We start from the raw sequence: 16,876 nt of genomic DNA, 5'->3' as shown, positions 1-16,876 counted from the left end.
CGGACGCAACACTCATTCAGATACACGCCCAGTCACCGATAGATGGATCTTGTTGGGAGTTCGCCGGCATTTCTCGTATACGTCGCGGCGTACGGCCTCGCGGCGGTCGGCTGCGGCGTCGGGCTCTACAGAGCGACTCGCATGGAAGATCCCGATACCCGCCGCGGGATGGTCGGACTCCTTCTCTGTAGCGGCGGCTGGGCGGCGCTGCAACTCGGGTTCCTGATCACGCCCGGGACGCTTGGATACGCGTTCTACCTCGGCAGCCTCATCGTCGGTCTCGCGACGGTCGGTGCGTGGTTGTACTTCTGTTCGGCGTACACCGGGCGGGCGTTCCACCGGAACCGACTATACCGTGTGGTCGCCGTGAGCGTGTACCTCGGTATCGTCACGGTGAAGCTGACCAATCCGCTTCACGGGCTCTATTTCGCCACGCAGTTCGTCTCTGAGCCGTTCCCGCATCTGGCAATCACACACGGCGTGTTTCACTGGGTGGTGACGGGACTCTCCTACGCGCTCGTCACCGTCGGCTTCTTCATGCTGTTCGAACTGTTCCTCGAAGCGGACTACGACACCCGTCCGCTGGGCGTTCTCGTCGGTGTCACGGCGATTCCGGTAGTGTTCGACATCGTCGGGTTCGTCACCGACATCCTGCTCGACATCAATCACGAGCCGCTCGGCGTCGCACTGTTCGCGTTCGGTGTCCTCTACGTGTACGACGAGGCGTTTCTCGCCGTGCAACTGACCGATGGCGTCGACGATGCTGTCGTATATCTCGACGATGACCGCTACATCAAGGAGTCTAACGGCGAGGCACAGCGGCTCTTCCCGGCGCTGGCCGGGAGCCGCGGGCAGCAGCTCGACACAGTGTTGCCGGCCGTCACTGAGATACTGCAAACGGACGAGCAGATTCTCGAACGGAACCGGAACGGCGGGACGGAGTACTACCTCGTCAGCGACACCTCGTTTTCGCTGGGGCAGGTCGACATCGGTCGGATGCTCGTGTTCACCGACGTGACCGAAAGCGAGCGACGTCGCCGCGAACTCGACCGACAGAACGAGCAGTTGGAGGGGTTCGCAACCGCGATCAGACACGAGCTTCTGAACACGCTCCAGATAATCACCGGCCGCGTCTCCGTCGCCGGAGACGCTCTAGACCGCGGCAAGGTCGGTCTGGCGAAAGAATCCCTCCAGTCGACGTCCGAGACAGCCGAGCGGATGTCCGAAATCGTGGACGGACTCGCGACGCTGGCCCGACACGGGCAGACAATCGACGAAACGACAGCTGTCGACCTCCAGCCGGTCATCGACGGAGCCTGGGACCGTGCCGACACGAACGGCCTCATGATGGCGGCCGACGTGGAGGGACAGATAATCGCCGACCCGACTCGATTGCGGGACCTCTTCGAGAGTGGGTTCACGTTCGCGGCCCACAACGACGCGTCGACGGTCACCGTCGAGCGAGAGGCCGACGAGATCGTCATCACCGACGACGGAACCCCGGCGGGCGAAACAGCGGCGGAGGCCTTTTTCGAGTACGGCGGTGCGATGCCGGACGCCGAAGCCGGGATGACGCTCCCGAACCTGCGGATGCTCGCCCGGACCCACGGCTGGGACGTGACGCTCGATACTGAGTATCAGGACGGCGTGCGAATCGTCATCGCGAACGTGACGGTGGCGGGCGCGCTGGAAAGCTGACACAGACGACAGGTCGTGCTATACGGATTGTCGAAGATTGTTTCGGGAGAGTGCCGGCTCCAAAGTCGACACATACCCGAAAACCGCTCCGACGAGCCGTATCAACCGCCGCTGACCGGCGGGAACAACGCCAGTTCCGTCTCCTCGTCGACTGCCGTCGCCAGCCCCTCACCGGCGGCGAACGGGTCCTCGCCGTCGACGAGCACCCGGACGTGGTCGGCCAACTCCTCGTTCTCGTCGAGCACCTCCTCGGCGAGCGCCGGTCGCGACGCGAGCAGCGCATCGAGCGCCGTCTCGACCGTGGCCTCGCCCTCGATATCGACGCTGACCGACTGGCCGTCGGCCGCGTCCCGGAGGTGTGCGAACAGTTTCCACTCCATAGCCGTACTCCGGGCGTCCGGCAAAAGAGGGTTCCGGACCGAGGTGTGTCCGGCCCGTTCAGGTGGACCGGGGAAGGGCAGCCGGCGACGGCGTGCATCCAGCAATAGGGAGGCCCGCCTCTCAGTTTGACTTCTCCGAGTCGTCACCAGCGCCCGATTCGTCGTCGACGCCGTCTCCGTCCTCGGCGGGCGCTTCGGAGTCCGCCGAGTCGCTGTCGTCGACCTCGTCCGCAGTCAGCTCGTCGTCCGCCCCGTCGATTCGCTCTTCCGGGTCCCACACTTCGACGGTATCGTCGCCGTCGTCTGCCGGCAAGTCCTCGAACGCCTCGTCCGCAGTCAGCTCGTCGTCTGCGTCCTCCACATCGGCGTTCCGAAGCGCCGCCAGCGGGTCGTCGTCCGTGGGTTCGTCTCCGGTCTCGGTTGTCCCGTCGTCAGCGCCGATATCAGCCAGGCCAGCGTCAGCAGCAGTATCAGCCGCCCCATCCTCAGCGGCGGTGTCAGCCGGTTCACCGGCAGTGTCGGTGTCAGCTCTGTTTATCTCAGCGTCGGTGTCGGTCGTATCCTCGGCATCGGTCTCGGCCGCGTCGACATCCCCCGCGCTGTCGTGGGCATCGGCATCAGTCGTGTCGGCCGCTGGTTCAGCCGCCCCGTCAGTCTGCTCAGTTCCAGCAGCCGGGTCAGACGCGCCTGACTGGCCGTCCTCGTCAGCAGTATCGTCTTCCGACTCGTCCGTCACAGTCGCTGTCGTGGTCCCTTCCGTGGCTTGCTCCAGCCGCCGCAACGCGTCCGGCGTGGCGATTGCGTAGATAGTGTCGCCGGCCGCCAGCACACGCCCGCGAGACGGAATCGTCTCCGGTTGCTGGTCGTCTCGGGTAATCGCGACCACAGTGACTGCCAGACTGCCGACCGCCGCACCGTCGAGCGTGCTCCCCGGTTCAACAGTGGCGGTTCCCATCGTCTCGTCGGCCGCACGAAGCAGCGAGGCGAACTCCCGGTCGGAGCGGTCCTGCACCGGGAGCGTGACGAGCTTGTACTGCGTTTGCGGGTCGAGTTTCGGCGTGTCGGCGGCGTCGATAGCGACTGTCACCACGTCGTCAGCGACGCCCCGGAGTTCGCCGGTGAGCACGCGCTTCGCCGGCGCTTGCTCCCAGACCTGAACCAGATCGCCGGCGCTCGCGGCGTGGGCCGGATCGGCCTGGATGGCGACGGCGTTCGTCGAGGGCGGCAGCGTCGGGCCGATGCCGGCCGCCCGTGAGCCAACGGCGAGGTAGTCGACGTTGCCGTCGTCGGCCAGTTCGACGTCTACGTGGCCGACGCCGTAATCGGTCTTGAGGCGGACGACCAGGCGGTCCCGGAGTTCGTCTTTCGTCAGCCGCCGCGGGAAGAGAAAGCGCCGGTTCGCGAGCGTCTCTTTGGTCTCGTCTGGCATCGGGTCGTAACCGATGATGTCGTCGATATCCTCGGGCAGGCGAACGGACGTGACGCGGCCGACGGTCTGGACGATTTCGCTCACGTCAGCGTCGATGTTCCGGCCGCCGGTCGCGGCGAAGAGGTCGACGCCCAGTCGGTCCCCGATACGCATCCCGCCGTAGGCCCCGACGCCGCCGGCGAGGAACGCAGCGAGGTTCAACAGGACTGCACCGGCCGCCAGCACGTCCTCGCGCTGGGCGATGACCTCGCTGAGCGCCGTCGTCGCGCCGATAACGAGGACGACCGCGGTCAGGCCGAACAGGACCGCCAGCCCGGTCTGAATGCGTTCGCGGACGTACCAGCGATAGAAGACGGCGATAGCGCCCGCCGGCGTCGCGGCGAGCAGCGTGATGACGAGGAGCCAGACAACGCCCTCGACCAGCGCCCGCGACACCGTCCCCAGTTGCAGGTTCGCACCGACCTGTGCGAGCAGTGTCAGGCCGAGCGGCGTCATGCGACCGCCTCCGCGAAGGCGTCGAGGTCGGCGCGGCGGCCAATCGCGTACAGTTCGTCGCCGGCCTCGACAGCCGCGTCGCCGCGTGGCGCGACCTGCCAACCGTCCGCCGTCCGGATAGCGACGATGGCAACGTCGTAGACCTCCCGAACTTTGGCGTCCCGGAGCGTCGTCCTATCCAGCGGGCCGTCGGCGCGAACTGTGAGACGGCGAAACCGGCTTCCGGCCCGACGGAGCAGGGAGACAAGTTCGTACTCCCGATGGGTTCCGCGGGGTTCGACCACGACCTTTGGCTGAGCCGACCGCAGGAGTGGTTGCACGTCCGTCCGGGTCACGGCGACCGTGAGCCGGCCCTCGCCGCCGTCAGTCGTCGGTGCCTGTACCGGCGTTGGGGGCGTCTCGGAGTCAGCGATTTCCGGTTCCGTCGGGGTCTCGGCTGGTGTCTCGTCGGCCGACGGCGTCGACCGGGCACTGACGACGGTTCCCCGAACTTGTGCGTCCTCAGTCAGCACTGTCACCTCATCGTTTCGGGCCAGCCCGGTCGGCAACAGCGCGTCCACCGAAACGGCGTGACGGTTGTCGCCCACACGCTTCGACAGGCCCGAAAACGGCGGCGCGGCGACAACCGTCGCTCGCCCCTGCTCGTCGATGGAGACGGCGGCGTCGCCGAGGTCGAACTCCGATTTCAGCCGCTCCTCCATCCGGCGTTCGAGTTCGCCGATGCGGAGGTCGGCCGGGAACCGCCACTCCTCGCTGCGGATTTCGGCCCGGAGCGGCTCCGCAAGCGCAGGATACCCTTCCATGTCGGCCACGTCGCCGACGATGCGAATACGGACTTCGTCGCGGCCGCCGACAAATTCGACCACATCGGCGGAGAGTTTCTTCTCGCGGAGCCCCTGGAAAGAGAGCCGCTTCGGGAACTCCGCCCCGAGCTGGTCGCCCTTGCTGTGAGCGTACAGCGACACCATCCCGACGAGAACGATTGCAGTAATGATTCGCTCGGCGTTGGGGGCCTGCGTAATCGACTTGTCTGCCAGTGCCATGAGACCCCCGCTGACGCCGGCAAGTGCGATTGCCAGCACGACAACACCGAACCCCGGCACGGTAATGCCGGTAAAGTACTTGAAACTGAACCCCAGCGCCCACGACACGAGCGCCGGTATCACTCCCACCAACAACCCCAGATAGATCCCCATCAACACCTCGACCGGGAGCGAAGCCATGTCCACATCCTGCGTGGCCGGTAGTAAATCGCTTCCGGCCCGCGGACAGTACATTTACACCCACCGCTGTAATCTGGATGGGTATGGACAGGCCGCGGAACTGGTTGGGAGCGCGCGCAACGATACTCTTGCCGGTCCTGGTGGCAGTGCTGTCGTTCGTCACTGGTGTGGTCAACATCAGTGCCGTGTCGATCAGCGGGCCGCTCGGAGACCTCATTCCGCGAAGCATCCAGCGCACCGCCGGGTTCACCGGTGCGCTCACGGGATTCACGCTACTCGTTAGCGTCGTCGGACTCCGTCGCCGCCTGCGGGTCGCGTGGTACGCGACCGTCGTCTTACTTCCCGTCGCGGCGGTTCAAGGGCTGGTGCAGAACTCGGAGGTGCCGCTCCCGTTTATCGGCCCAGTGCCGAGTTCGGCGGTGTCGATACCGCTCGTCGCGCTCTCGCTGCTCTCGCTCCCAGTAATATTGCTGAACCGGCGGCGGTTCGACCGGTCGGTCGACCTCTCGACAGCGCAACTGGCCGCGGGCGCGGCACTCCTCGGTTCGCTCATGTACGGGACGGCGGGATCGTACGCGCTCCGGGACGAGTTCACCAATCTTTCGACGGCGACCGACGCGTTCTACTACACGCTGGTCACGGCCAGTACCGTCGGGTACGGCGACATGACCCCACAGAGCCAGCAGGCGATACTGTTCGGTATGTCGGTGGTCGTCCTCGGGACGGCCAGTTTCGCCATCGCGCTGGGGTCGCTGCTGGGCCCGGCAATCGAGAAGCGGCTTTCGGAGGCACTCGGAAACATGACTGACGCACAACTGGACTTGCTCGAGAACCACGTACTGGTGCTCGGCCACGGCGACCTGACGGAACCGATCATCGAGGAACTGACCGGCGCAATCGATTTCGTGGTCATCACGCCGGACACGGAGACGGCCACGCGGCTCCAACAACAGGACATCCCCGTTCTGACCGCGGACCCGAGCGACGAAGAGCCGATGCAACGGGCCGGTATCGAGGAGGCCGCGGCGGTCGTCGCGGCGACGAACGACGACGCACAGGACGCGCTGGCGATACTGACGGCACAGACGCTCAATCCGGAGGTCAACATCGTCGCCGGGGCGACCGACCGCGAAAACATCGAGAAGCTCCGCCGGGCGGGCGCGGACACAGTCATCAGCCCGGCGGTGCTGGGCGGGCACCTCATCGTCCAGTCTGCACTGGGTCGCGAGGGGATGGAGAACATCGCCGACCACCTGCTCGACGTGAACGACGAGGACGACGCAGATATCTAGGCCCGGCCGCGGTCGACGATAGCGACGTCCGTCTCCACGTCCTCCAACCGTTCGAACGTCGGCGGCGAGATGAACCGCGACGCCTTGCTCCGGTCGCGGCTCGCCCCGATCATGACCAGGTCGTATTGTGGGGCGGTATCGGTCAGGAACGTCTGGATGTCCGTCCGCGGGACTCGCGTCTCGAACGCCCCCTCGTACGGTTCGATGAGGTCCGCGAGCATCTCTTCGGCCCGGCGGCGGTCCCCGCGGGAGCCGATACAGGTCGCGACGGCGACCCGCCCGCTCCGGCCGGCTAGTCGCGTGGCGAAGTCGACCATATTGTGGGCCACGTCGCTGACAGACCGCACGGGGACGATGACCTGCTTCCAGCGGGTCCGGTCGCTCCGTGACCGATGGACGACGATGTCGCTCTCACTGCGGAACAGCCGCTGTAAATACGACGTCAGCGCCCCGTGTCGACTCTCGTAGGGCGCGACGATGAGGTCGCAGTTGGTTTCGGCCGCGGTTTGCAGCGTCGTCTGCGCCGGTGACCCGTCGTCGCTCGCGACGACGACTTGACAGGAAACGCCCGTTCGCGTCTCGATGCGGTCGGCGTGGGTCTCTAGCCAGTCGACCTCCGCTTCGAGGTCAGTCTGGTCGGGTGATACCGACGCGTTGGCTGGGTTACCGCCGTCAGCGACGGGACGAGTCCGGGCCGATGGCGAGCCGGACCCGTTCTCCGACCGGATGTCCATCTGTATCGTGTCCCGCATGAGCGACTGCTGGGTTGTGGCGGCGTCGCTGTCCGAAACCATGTCCAGCAAGACGACTTTCCCGGCTTCGTGGGCAGCCGCGAGCCGCGCGCCCAGCATCGCTGTCTGGCCAGCCGAGTCGCCGCGCATCGGGACGAGGACGTGGTCGTCGCCGGACATCGACTCGTACAGGTACGTCGCCCGCTGCTCGTAGAACTCCTCGCGCCAGACGACGAAGAGGGCTGCCACGAGCGAACTCGCGAGGAAGATGCTGACAACGAACGCCGCCCGCTGGCTCGGTTCGACCAGCAGCGCCAGCAGGGCGGTGGAGTACGACGACGGCTCCTCGATGTCGAGCGGCCAGGTGACCACGCCGGTCGCGAAGACGGCGAGACCGGCACCGAGCGCGCTGACGCCGAACTGGCCGCCCGGGGCTGTGAGGTAGCTGTTCGAGACGGCGAGCGCGCCCAGCCCGCAGACCGCACCGATGGTGAGTCCCGCGACGAACCGCTTCGGGTCGGAGTACTTGCTCGTCGGATCGACGAAGAGCGTGTACGACCCCGCTGCAAGCGGCGGGAACAGCAGGAAGCTTAGTTGTGGGACGGCGTTCGCCAGCGTCGTCACCAGCACGATAGCCAGCGGGACGAACACCAGCATGGAGAGGTGGACGAGGTTTTCGGTCACCTCGGCCCACCGTCTGAAGTCCTGTAGTTCGCGGCGCTCGACCCGCCGGAGCCGTCTGACCGCCGCGTTGAGTCGCTTCCGGAACTGGTCGAGCATACAGTTTCCCACGGGAGAACGTCTGTTAAGCCCTCCGCCGGGAAGCGGCGCGACCGACCGATCACACGGGACACCCCCGACGGGCGCTCGCAGAACCCAGCGGTTCCGACGCTTACAGCGACGTGGTCGCCGTCAGACTGATTTCGATGGCGCGTTCGACGTTGTTCTTGGCTTTCTCGGGGAGTTCCTCGTCCTCAGTTTCGCCCTTCTGTGTCCCCTCGACGAGGTTTCCGTCGACGGTACAGATAGCGCCCGAGCGCAGGCCCTTGCGACGACACAGCGAGAACAGCGCGGCGGCCTCCATCTCGACGGCCAGCAGGCCAGCGGCCTCCCAGTCGTTGATGTACTCGTCCGTCTCGGCGTAGAAGGCGTCGTCCGTGGCGATGGGGCCGACGTGGACGTCCTCGTCGTTCGCCTCGGCGGCGTCGACCAGCGACGAGAGCACGTCGTAATCCGGGACGGCCGGGACGGACTTCGATTCGTAGCGCTGGGACGTTCCTTCGTCCTTGGCAGCGCCGTTAGCGACGACCATGTCGCCGATTTCGATGCCTTCCTGAAGCGCGCCGGTCGTGCCGACGCGGATGAGCGTCTCGACGCCGACAGCTTCCAGTTCCTCGACGGCGATGGCCGTCGAGGGCGACCCGATGCCGGTCGAACAGATCGTCAGTTCGCGGCCGTCGTAGGTCGCATTGACGAGTTTGTACTCGCGGTTCTCCGCGACGACCTCGTGGTCGTCACAGAGGCCCGCAATGCGGTCGACACGCCCGGGGTCACCCGGCACGAGCGCGATGTCTGTCAGGTCACCCGGTTCGACGAGTAGATGCGGTTGTTTCGCCATACAGGCCAGTCGCACGGAACTATTTAGTAGTCAGTGGATTCCCGTCGTTCACAACAGTGAGGTAGGACGGCCGCGAGAGCGGACGTATGGCAGACGATCTCTCGCTGTTCGACAGGCGGATGCGAGGACCGGCGGGTATCGCTCTCGCCGCCGGAGTCGTCCTCGGACTGCTGACCGGCTACACCGTCGGCGCGGGAACGCCGGACGGCCCCTCGTGGACCCTCGTCGTCCCGTTCGCGCTCCTTGCCAGCGTATTCCTGTATCTCGGAGCCTACAGAAACCTCTCGAAGCGGGTCGAGGATACGTAGCTTACAGCCAGGTGACGAGCACCGGGACGAACAGCGCGAGCGCCGTCCCGAAGATGAACGCCGTGAGCGCCCACTGTCGAATGATCTCGTCGGCATCGTCCCGGACGCTACCGCCGAAGCGAGGCATGGCGATGCGGGCGAAAAAGTAGTAGATGAACGCGGTGACGCCCGCAACGCCGATAATGTGCGGTAGCAGCGGGACGCCGTTGAGCGAGACTGCCGTCGGAAGCACGGACGAGAGGCCTGCAACGACCGCGCCGTAGAGCAGTGCCGCAACGAGGGCGGTGCCGTGATGCACGACGGCGGCGAGCGGACGGCCCACTGCGGCCGGGTCAGCACGAGTGAGGCCGGCCGCGGCGACGTGCGCCGGCAGGTACCCCTGGTCCTGTGTCATCATCGGGATGTTCAACAACAGACCGACGACCGCACCGGCGACGACACAGACGAACGCCCACTGCGTGAGGGGGTAGTCAAGCACGTATCGTCCCTTGTTCGCAGTGCCAATGAGCATTGTGTCATGCGGCTGGGGAGAGCAGAAACGACAGGTCTGGTGGCGGGATAGTCCGTTGCGAGGATACCCTCCCGAGATATCACCGACGGCTCTGGCACTGTCGAGTGTAGTACCGCAGAGTCTGGCAGGGTACATAGAGTGATGAGACAGTACGGTATGCGGACCCAGGTGTTATCACACCCGTTTCAACACCCTCAGCTGTGTCGTTTCGGGTCAATCGGGGACGGCTGTCCTCGCCGTTCAATTCACTCAATATATTACACCACGGTGATATATATGTCGCCGGCCAGTTATATGTGGTAAGTTATACTATGACACAGCAACGCTACCAGAACGGGAAGCAGGTGATTAGACGCTGGGACGAGGTTTTCAAGGCCGTTACGGCCGAGCCGCGGCGGCAGCTCGTCATCTCGTTGTCAGACGCCCACCCCGACGAGACAGTCCCACTCCCCGAAAGTGCCGTAAACCCCAACGTCCCGCGCGACCCGGCGGTCCTTCGACAGGAACTGTACCATTGTCACCTGCCGATGCTGTCCGACCACGAGTTCATTACGTGGGATACAGAGCCACTGGTCGCCGGTCGCGGACCACGGTTCGAGGAGGTGGCCGTCGTGCTCGAATCGCTGCAGTCGAACGCGACGGACATGCCGGAGCCGCTCGTGTTCGGGTGTCAGCGGCTCGAACAGGAACGGCAGGAGCGACGCAGCGATTCGGTGGCAGAATAACGCCGCCCTCAGACCGGGCTGAACAGGAACAGGACGATGTTGTTCGTGGCCGGGCCGATACCGACGGCGGTCACGAGCGCGAGCAGGAGGCTCGCTTCGACCGGGTCCTCTTCGAGGTAGTCATCGAGCAGGAAGACGACCGCAATCGCCACGAGCAGTTTGACGAACACGAACAGCCAGCCTTTGCCGAGATACGGCGCTGTCGGGAGTGTCCCGGCAAACTCCATGATACGGGCGGGGATCGGCGTTCGCTCCGTGATACCGATAACGTCAGCGCCGACCGCCGTCGAGACGCCGTCGAGCATATGCGCGAACACGACAGTCGGGGCCGCATAGCGCATCCGAACCACGACCGGCGTCCGCCACAGCGCGACCGCAAGCACCGTTACAGCGGTGACAACAGTCGCGACGACGACGGCGACAGTCGGCCAGATGAGCCCCAGCAGGCCGGACTCCAGTGCCACCACGACGGCGATGACGAGCAACACAGTCAGGAGTCCGATACCGATGTACCCCAGATTGCGCGATATCGTCTCGCTGTGGCCGCGCCGGACGCTGAACAGCGTCAGCGTGATCCAGACGACACCCAGTGTGACGAACGTCGTGAGGTACACCGCCGGTGCGCCGAACAGCGGTGCGACCACGGGCCTGTACGCTTCAATCGGTGGCTGGTGGAACGCGTGGAGCGCGCCGCCGAGTGCCATCCACGGCGTCAGGGCGACCACGGTCCGCTGGTCGATCGGTGGTTCGAGGGCGTACAACAGCGCTGTCACCACGAGTGTGCCCGCAAGCAGCGCCACGGTGTACTCAAGCGGCGGGAGCGCTAACCCCGAAGGCAGTACCATGTCCCTCACGCCGACGCCGACGAGGGAAAACCTTCCGAACGAGACCGACGGAGGGCACACCGGTACGAGCGGCTATCGCGGACAGCCACTACAGCGGGACACCCGGCCCGCACCGTCCGCCGCCCGCCGTCTTTACGTAGACACCGCGTGTCACCCCGCGGTATGGACGACATTCCAGACCGCATCGAACATACGATCCTCGGACCGACGACGACACCGGCCGACGTGCGAACTTGCCTCGACGAGGCGCTACAGTACGGAATGCGGGCGTGCATCCCCCCGTGGGCGGTCCCGCTGGCGACTGAATACGCAAACGTCCCGCTCACGGCCGTCATCGACTTCCCACACGGTCAGGGTCAGACCGACAGCGTCTGTCAGGCGGCCAAACTGGCCTGGGACGCCGGGGCCGACGAACTGGATATGGTGTGTAACATCGGCCTACTCAAGGCCGGCGAGGACGACGCCGTCCGGGACCACATCACCGAGGTCGTCGCCAGCGTCCCGGTTCCCGTGAAGGTCATCGTCGAAGCGCCGCTGCTCTCTGACGACGAACTCGAACGGGTCGGCCAACTGGTCGCAGACGCTGATGCCGCGTATCTCAAGACCGCGACGGGGTTCAGCGAGGGCGGCGCGACAGTCCACGACGTGGAGATCCTCAGCAAGTACCTCCCGGTGAAAGCCAGCGGCGGCGTCGGGTCGTGGGCCGACGCCGAGGCGATGTTCGAGGCCGGGGCCGAGCGTATCGGGGCCTCTAGCGGCGATACTATCGTCCGAGAGTGGCAGGCCGAAACGCAGGGCGAAACTCCAACCAAACCGGAGACAGACCGAGACGACGCGGACACAACCGACGGCTACTGACCGGTCTAATCCGTCGCCCTTTTGCCGTCCTGGCGATAGTGTCTGGATGAATGGCCCGGTATCATATCGAGACGTACGGGTGCACCTCGAACAGAGGTGAGACCCAGCAGATCGAGCAGGCGCTCCGGGAGGGCGGGCACCATCCCGCCGACGGGCCGGAGTCGGCTGACGTAGCGATTCTCAACACCTGTACGGTGCTTGAGAAAACCGAGCGGAACATGCTCGCACGGGCCAAAGAACTCGACAAAGAAACGCCGGCCGACCTCGTCATCACGGGCTGTATGGCGCTCGCACAGGGCGAGGAGTTCCAGAGCGCCGACGTCGACGCGGAGGTACTCCACTGGGACGACGTGCCCCAGTACGTCCTCAACGGCGAGTGCCCGACAATCACGCCGGACACCGAAACGGTGCTCAACGGCGTCGTTGGTATCCTTCCCATCGCACGGGGGTGTATGTCGGACTGCTCCTACTGCATCACCAAGCAGGCGACCGGGCGAATCGAGTCGCCGTCGGTCGAGGAGAACGTCGAGAAGGCCCGCGCGCTCGTTCACGCCGGCGCGAAGGAAATCCGCATCACGGGCCAGGACACCGGCGTCTACGGCTGGGACACGAACAAGGGGACGAGCCTGCTGCCGGAGCTACTCGACCGCATCTGCTCCGACATCGACGGTGACTTCCGGGTACGCGTCGGCATGGCGAACCCGAAGGGCCTCCACGGCGTCCGCGAGGAACTCGCGGCGGTGTTCGCCGAGCACGACGAACTGTACAACTTCATCCACGCGCCGGTCCAGTCCGGCAGCGACGACGTGCTGGCCGATATGCGCCGGCAACACGCCGTCTCGGAGTATCTGGAGGTCGTCGAGACGCTGGACGACCACCTGGACTACTGGACGCTGTCGACGGACTTCATCGTCGGCTTCCCGACCGAGGAGCCGGCCGACCACGAGGAGTCGATGGCGCTGCTGCGCGAGACCCGGCCCGAGAAGATCAACGTCACGCGCTTCTCCAAGCGGCCCGGCACCGACGCCGCCGACATGAAAGGCCTGGGCGGCCAGACGAAGAAGGACCGCTCGAAGGAGATGAGCGAGGCGAAGATGGAGCTGATGGCCGAGGCCTACGAGGAGATGGTCGGCCACACGTCCTCGGTGTTGCTCGTCGAGGACGGTACCGACGAGTCGCTGGTGGGCTACGACGAGGCCTACCGACAGGTCGTCATCGCCGACGCACAGGAGCGCGGCCTCGAAATCGGCGACACGGTCGACGTGGAGATCACGAGCCACAACACCGTCTACGCCTTCGGCGAGCCGATCGAGCGGGCGCAGGTCGCGGACTGAGCGGGTCGGCAGCCCGAATTTTCAGTCGGAATCGACCGAGCCGTCAGTCACCGCTGTAGGCTTCACGAAGGTACGCTATCGCTCCGCCGAACATCGCGAGGTTGCCGAAGAAAGCCAGGCGCTCACCACTCTTGTCGTCCGGGTCGGCGTTCCAGAAGTCGTGCATCGTCGGGGTAACGACGGCGAGGAACGTGGCGACGGCACCGGTCGAAACGCGCGGGAGCCGCCAGAATGCCGTCCCCAGCCCGCCGACCAGCATCATCCCCGAGGCCAGCGGGGCCAGCAGGTCCGGCGCGGGGACACCCGCAGACTCAGCGTACTCGATTGCGTCCTCCATATCGCGGAAGTCCTCAGCGGCCTGGAGGGCCACACCGAGGCCGAACAACAGTCGTCCAAGCGCGAGCCAGCTACGTGATGAGTCGTCACTCATATGCTACGGCATGGCACGGAAGCTACTAAAACGTCACTCCAGGTCAGCGAGTCGTTCCACTTCCTCGTCGTCTTTCCACTCGCCGAGTTCCTTCGGGTCGACGTGGATGAACGCGTCGTCGACCTCCGGGAGTTCCTCGATGGACTTGATGACCGCCGTCTCGATGTCGTGGGCCTCGAACAGCGTCAGGTCGCCTTCCACCTCGATGTGGAGGCTCACGTCGATTTCGGGGCCGACGTAGTGGGCGATAACGTCGTGTGCGCCTCGGACCTGCGGGTGGTCCAGCGCGCGGCGAAGAATTTCGCGCCGGAGGTCCTCCGGTGGTGCGCCGCCAACGAGATAGGTGACGTTTTCCTGTACGACCTCGATGCCGGTGTAGATGATGCCGATGGCGACGACGAGCGCAGCCAGCGGGTCGGCAATGGGGTAACCGGCCATCGCACCACCGACGCCGACCAGCGCCGCTCCCGCGGTGAGGATGTCGTTGCGGTTGTCCTTCGCCGTCGCAATGAGCGCCGGGGAGTTACGGTCCGTGCCCGCGCGGAGACAGTAGCGGTAGAGGGCGTACTTCGCGACGGCCGAGAAGGCGAGCACGAGCACGGCGGCTGGCCCCTGTGTTACCGAGATGTTCCCGGTCAGCAGGGCAGTACCGGCGTTCCAGAGGACGAACCCGCCAGCGGAAAAGATACCCGCGGCGACGAACAGCGAGACGAACGGCTCGATACGTTCGTGGCCGTGGGGATGCTCGAAGTCCGGCGGGCGCGTCGTCAGGTACAGCCCAGCGACGATGACCAGCGAGTAGGCGGTGTCGGCGGCGCTGTTGACCGCCTCGGACTGGACAGCGAAGCTCCCGGTGGTGAGCCAGACGCTGGCTTTCAGCAGCACGAGGAGGAGATTGACGCCGAGAACGAGCAGGCCGACCCGCCTGAGCGTCGCGCGGCGTGACATTGCTCCCCCGTTGTCGGGCCGCCGTCAAAGCCGCTTCGACACTGAGCTATCCCTGTGGCCGAGGCCGCGACGCAAAAGTTGCCGTCGTCGGCGAGAACGGATCGTATACCGACTGGTGGCAGTTACAGTACACCTTGTCGGCAGCCTCGAACTTCGCGCTTCCGGGCATCGTCTTATACCCGGGATTACAGCAGAGGTGCGTACAGCGGTTCACCCATGCGATGAAATCCTTAGCAGTGGCCGCGTCCAGGAACTCGCGTATCTCACCGGCGAGGTCGGCATACTCGTCGTCACCGGCGACCATCTTCGAGACAGCAGGTGTCCGGAACACTTGCACCTGTATCTCTTTGACGTCCTCGCCCTGTGAACGCCAGGTCGCGACCGCTGGCTTGCCGAGACCGTCGCTACCGATATCGTTTCCCCAAGACTCGTAGTCCTCGAAGTGCTCGACACGGAGTTTATCTCCGTCATTCAGCTGTGATTGCCAGTCATATGCCGCCTTCGACCTGAGGAACCCGTCACGCTCGGGGTCTGGCTCGAGTCCCGCGGCGACTTCGAGCCCGCAGTACTGGAACCACTGCTGGGAATACGTCACGCCGCCCAACTCCGCTTTGGCGATACGGAAAGTATCACCGCCCGTGGTCACTTCCGAGACGGACGGCCACTTTCCGCGGAGTGCGCCATCGGATATCTCCAGCGGAACGAGCGGCATCGGTCGGTTCGCCGGGCCAGCGATGTTCTGGATGCCGATATAGGACACGGTACCACCACCGACACCGCCTTGGTCAGTCGCTGCGTCGACTGCGAAGCCGCCGACAGTCGTCACTCCCGACAATGCACTGGCACCGACCAGTCCTTTGACGAAGCGGCGGCGACCGGACGGGGCTGGGTACTTATCACGCTGGCCGTGATTTGGAGGGGCTTCTTGCGTCATGGGACCATACGACAGTTTGGCGTCTACTGAAAAAGGCCCACCCGATGCTTTTCAGCTACCGGAAATCGGCCGTTTCACCACAGTCCCACGGACGAAGACCGCGTCTCTGTCGGTACGGCCGGCCGGCCGAACTACTCGATTCGGACAGCCCCGTCGTCAGGAGCGGTTGTCCCGTCCTGTGATGCGAACGCAGCGTAGAGCCGGTCGTACGTCTCTTCGACGGCCTCGACGATGACTTTCGTGTCACTGATGACCGGCATGAAATTGGTGTCGCCGTTCCACCGCGGGACGACGTGAGTATGGAGGTGGTCGTCAATCGACCCGCCGGCCGCGGAGCCACCGAGGTTCAGCCCCGCGTTGAACGCGTCCGGGGACAGCGCCGTTTCGAGAGCATCGAAGGTCCGCTGTTTCAGTCGGGCGTGATCGAGCAGGGTTTCGTCGTCGAGGTCGCCGTACTCGCCGGTGTGGGTGTGGGGAATGACCATCACATGCCCGGGGTTGTAGGGGTAGTTGTTCAGGAGGACGAAGGCGTGGTCGCTTCGTGCCACGAGGTTGTTCGCCCGGTCGTCCTCCCCCGCTTGAAACGCACAGAACACGCAGTCGACATCGGGGTTCGTCTCCTCGCGTTCGACCCACTCGATGCGCCACGGCGCGAACACCTTGTCCATACCGCCAGTTGTCGACCCACCAGCAAAAACAACGTGACTGTTGCCGCAGAAGCCCTATATAAAAGTGTTGGCCGTTCACGGTCGTAGACCGGATTCTATAGCCTTAGATGGGCTTTTAAACATTCTTGTCCTCTCTAAGGCAGCAATCCGAAAAAATCGGCCGCTATCTGGCGATAAACAGTGCTGAACGGACCAGAACTGAAGGTGGTTTTTATACTCCGTACCCGGCTTGTATCAGGCGGGATGGCAGCGATAAACGACGGCGTTGACATGGCTGAACACTGTTCGACGTGTGACCGCGAGACACCGCACGCCGTGCGTGTCCAGATACAGACAGAGTCCGATAAACGCGAGAACGCGGCGTTCTCCCGAGAGCCGTATCGGGTCAGCGAGTGTCAGATCTGTGGTACAACCACGTCAACGCGGATGAACAACGCCTGACCATCCCA

At 64.9% G+C, this 16,876-nt stretch carries 18 protein-coding genes; 7 read left to right on the top strand and 11 right to left on the bottom strand.

Annotated elements, in window-relative coordinates; genetic code table 11:
• The first annotated feature begins 42 nt into the window (after nucleotides 1–42).
• The gene (locus AV929_RS10900) at nucleotides 43–1,698 is read left to right on the top strand and encodes a histidine kinase N-terminal 7TM domain-containing protein (protein WP_080510077.1); all 1,656 of its coding nucleotides are present in this window, start codon (nucleotides 43–45) and stop codon (nucleotides 1,696–1,698) included.
• Nucleotides 1,699–1,799: 101 nt separating this feature from the next.
• On the opposite strand, the gene AV929_RS10895 is transcribed toward AV929_RS10900, so the two are convergent.
• From AV929_RS10895 to AV929_RS10885, 3 genes are all read right to left on the bottom strand, one after another.
• Nucleotides 1,800–2,078, bottom strand: a complete 279-nt coding sequence (locus tag AV929_RS10895) for a ubiquitin-like small modifier protein 1 (RefSeq protein WP_014039622.1) — start codon at nucleotides 2,076–2,078, stop codon at nucleotides 1,800–1,802.
• 121 nt (nucleotides 2,079–2,199) lie between these two features.
• Nucleotides 2,200–4,002 (bottom strand): TrkA C-terminal domain-containing protein, encoded by a 1,803-nt coding sequence (locus tag AV929_RS10890; RefSeq protein ID WP_014039621.1) that lies wholly within the window; start codon nucleotides 4,000–4,002, stop codon nucleotides 2,200–2,202.
• Complete coding sequence (locus AV929_RS10885; protein ID WP_064288258.1) at nucleotides 3,999–5,279, bottom strand: potassium channel family protein; 1,281 nt, start codon at nucleotides 5,277–5,279, stop codon at nucleotides 3,999–4,001. Before AV929_RS10885 ends, AV929_RS10890 begins: the two co-directional genes overlap by 4 nt.
• A gap of 29 nt (nucleotides 5,280–5,308) precedes the next feature.
• Here AV929_RS10885 and AV929_RS10880 point away from each other — a divergent pair, with 29 nt between their 5' ends.
• Entirely contained in the window at nucleotides 5,309–6,517 is a 1,209-nt protein-coding gene (locus tag AV929_RS10880) for an NAD-binding protein (protein ID WP_050037598.1), read from the top strand.
• On the opposite strand, the gene AV929_RS10875 is transcribed toward AV929_RS10880, so the two are convergent.
• Both AV929_RS10875 and AV929_RS10870 read right to left on the bottom strand, forming a co-directional pair.
• Nucleotides 6,514–8,028, bottom strand: coding sequence for an HPP family protein (locus AV929_RS10875; RefSeq protein WP_064288257.1), 1,515 nt, complete (start codon nucleotides 8,026–8,028; stop codon nucleotides 6,514–6,516). The genes AV929_RS10880 and AV929_RS10875 overlap by 4 nt on opposite strands.
• Nucleotides 8,029–8,140: 112 nt before the next feature.
• The gene (locus tag AV929_RS10870) at nucleotides 8,141–8,866 is read right to left on the bottom strand and encodes a nucleoside phosphorylase (RefSeq protein ID WP_004518634.1); all 726 of its coding nucleotides are present in this window, start codon (nucleotides 8,864–8,866) and stop codon (nucleotides 8,141–8,143) included.
• A gap of 86 nt (nucleotides 8,867–8,952) precedes the next feature.
• On the opposite strand from AV929_RS10870, the gene AV929_RS10865 reads away from it, so the two are divergent.
• On the top strand, nucleotides 8,953–9,174 hold the full coding sequence (locus tag AV929_RS10865) for a hypothetical protein (protein WP_014039617.1): 222 nt from the start codon (nucleotides 8,953–8,955) through the stop codon (nucleotides 9,172–9,174).
• A gap of 1 nt (nucleotide 9,175) precedes the next feature.
• Here the strand turns inward: AV929_RS10865 and AV929_RS10860 are convergent, their stop codons facing one another.
• Entirely contained in the window at nucleotides 9,176–9,685 is a 510-nt protein-coding gene (locus AV929_RS10860; protein WP_014039616.1) for a hypothetical protein, read from the bottom strand.
• 311 nt (nucleotides 9,686–9,996) lie between these two features.
• On the opposite strand from AV929_RS10860, the gene AV929_RS10855 reads away from it, so the two are divergent.
• A complete protein-coding gene (locus tag AV929_RS10855) occupies nucleotides 9,997–10,410 on the top strand; it encodes a hypothetical protein (protein WP_044951686.1) in 414 nt (137 codons plus the stop codon).
• Nucleotides 10,411–10,418: 8 nt separating this feature from the next.
• Here AV929_RS10855 and AV929_RS10850 read toward each other — a convergent pair whose 3' ends face one another.
• Complete coding sequence (locus AV929_RS10850) at nucleotides 10,419–11,255, bottom strand: DUF63 family protein (RefSeq protein ID WP_064288256.1); 837 nt, start codon at nucleotides 11,253–11,255, stop codon at nucleotides 10,419–10,421.
• A gap of 162 nt (nucleotides 11,256–11,417) precedes the next feature.
• Here AV929_RS10850 and deoC point away from each other — a divergent pair, with 162 nt between their 5' ends.
• Both deoC and AV929_RS10840 read left to right on the top strand, forming a co-directional pair.
• A complete protein-coding gene (gene deoC / locus AV929_RS10845; protein WP_064288255.1) occupies nucleotides 11,418–12,113 on the top strand; it encodes a deoxyribose-phosphate aldolase in 696 nt (231 codons plus the stop codon).
• Between the two features lie 50 nt (nucleotides 12,114–12,163).
• A complete protein-coding gene (locus AV929_RS10840) occupies nucleotides 12,164–13,447 on the top strand; it encodes a tRNA (N(6)-L-threonylcarbamoyladenosine(37)-C(2))-methylthiotransferase (protein WP_014039612.1) in 1,284 nt (427 codons plus the stop codon).
• 43 nt (nucleotides 13,448–13,490) lie between these two features.
• On the opposite strand, the gene AV929_RS10835 is transcribed toward AV929_RS10840, so the two are convergent.
• The 4 genes from AV929_RS10835 to AV929_RS10820 form a co-directional block, all read right to left on the bottom strand.
• The gene (locus AV929_RS10835) at nucleotides 13,491–13,877 is read right to left on the bottom strand and encodes a DoxX family protein (protein ID WP_014039611.1); all 387 of its coding nucleotides are present in this window, start codon (nucleotides 13,875–13,877) and stop codon (nucleotides 13,491–13,493) included.
• A 33-nt stretch (nucleotides 13,878–13,910) separates the two neighbouring features.
• Nucleotides 13,911–14,825, bottom strand: coding sequence for a cation diffusion facilitator family transporter (locus AV929_RS10830; RefSeq protein WP_014039610.1), 915 nt, complete (start codon nucleotides 14,823–14,825; stop codon nucleotides 13,911–13,913).
• Between the two features lie 46 nt (nucleotides 14,826–14,871).
• Nucleotides 14,872–15,759, bottom strand: a complete 888-nt coding sequence (locus tag AV929_RS10825; RefSeq protein ID WP_014039609.1) for a Rieske 2Fe-2S domain-containing protein — start codon at nucleotides 15,757–15,759, stop codon at nucleotides 14,872–14,874.
• A 131-nt stretch (nucleotides 15,760–15,890) separates the two neighbouring features.
• Entirely contained in the window at nucleotides 15,891–16,427 is a 537-nt protein-coding gene (locus tag AV929_RS10820; protein WP_064288254.1) for an HIT domain-containing protein, read from the bottom strand.
• A 243-nt stretch (nucleotides 16,428–16,670) separates the two neighbouring features.
• Between AV929_RS10820 and AV929_RS10815 the strand changes: the two genes are divergently transcribed.
• Nucleotides 16,671–16,868 carry a hypothetical protein gene (locus tag AV929_RS10815; protein WP_004518623.1) on the top strand — a complete coding sequence of 66 codons (198 nt, stop codon included), beginning with the start codon at nucleotides 16,671–16,673 and terminating at the stop codon, nucleotides 16,866–16,868.
• Nucleotides 16,869–16,876: the final 8 nt, after the last annotated feature.

Origin of the sequence: Haloarcula sp. K1 (assembly GCF_001647155.1) — an archaeon.
Lineage (GTDB): Archaea > Halobacteriota > Halobacteria > Halobacteriales > Haloarculaceae > Haloarcula > Haloarcula hispanica.
The sequence above is the reverse complement of the archived record's forward strand: the minus strand, read 5'-3'. Positions and strand labels throughout refer to the sequence as shown.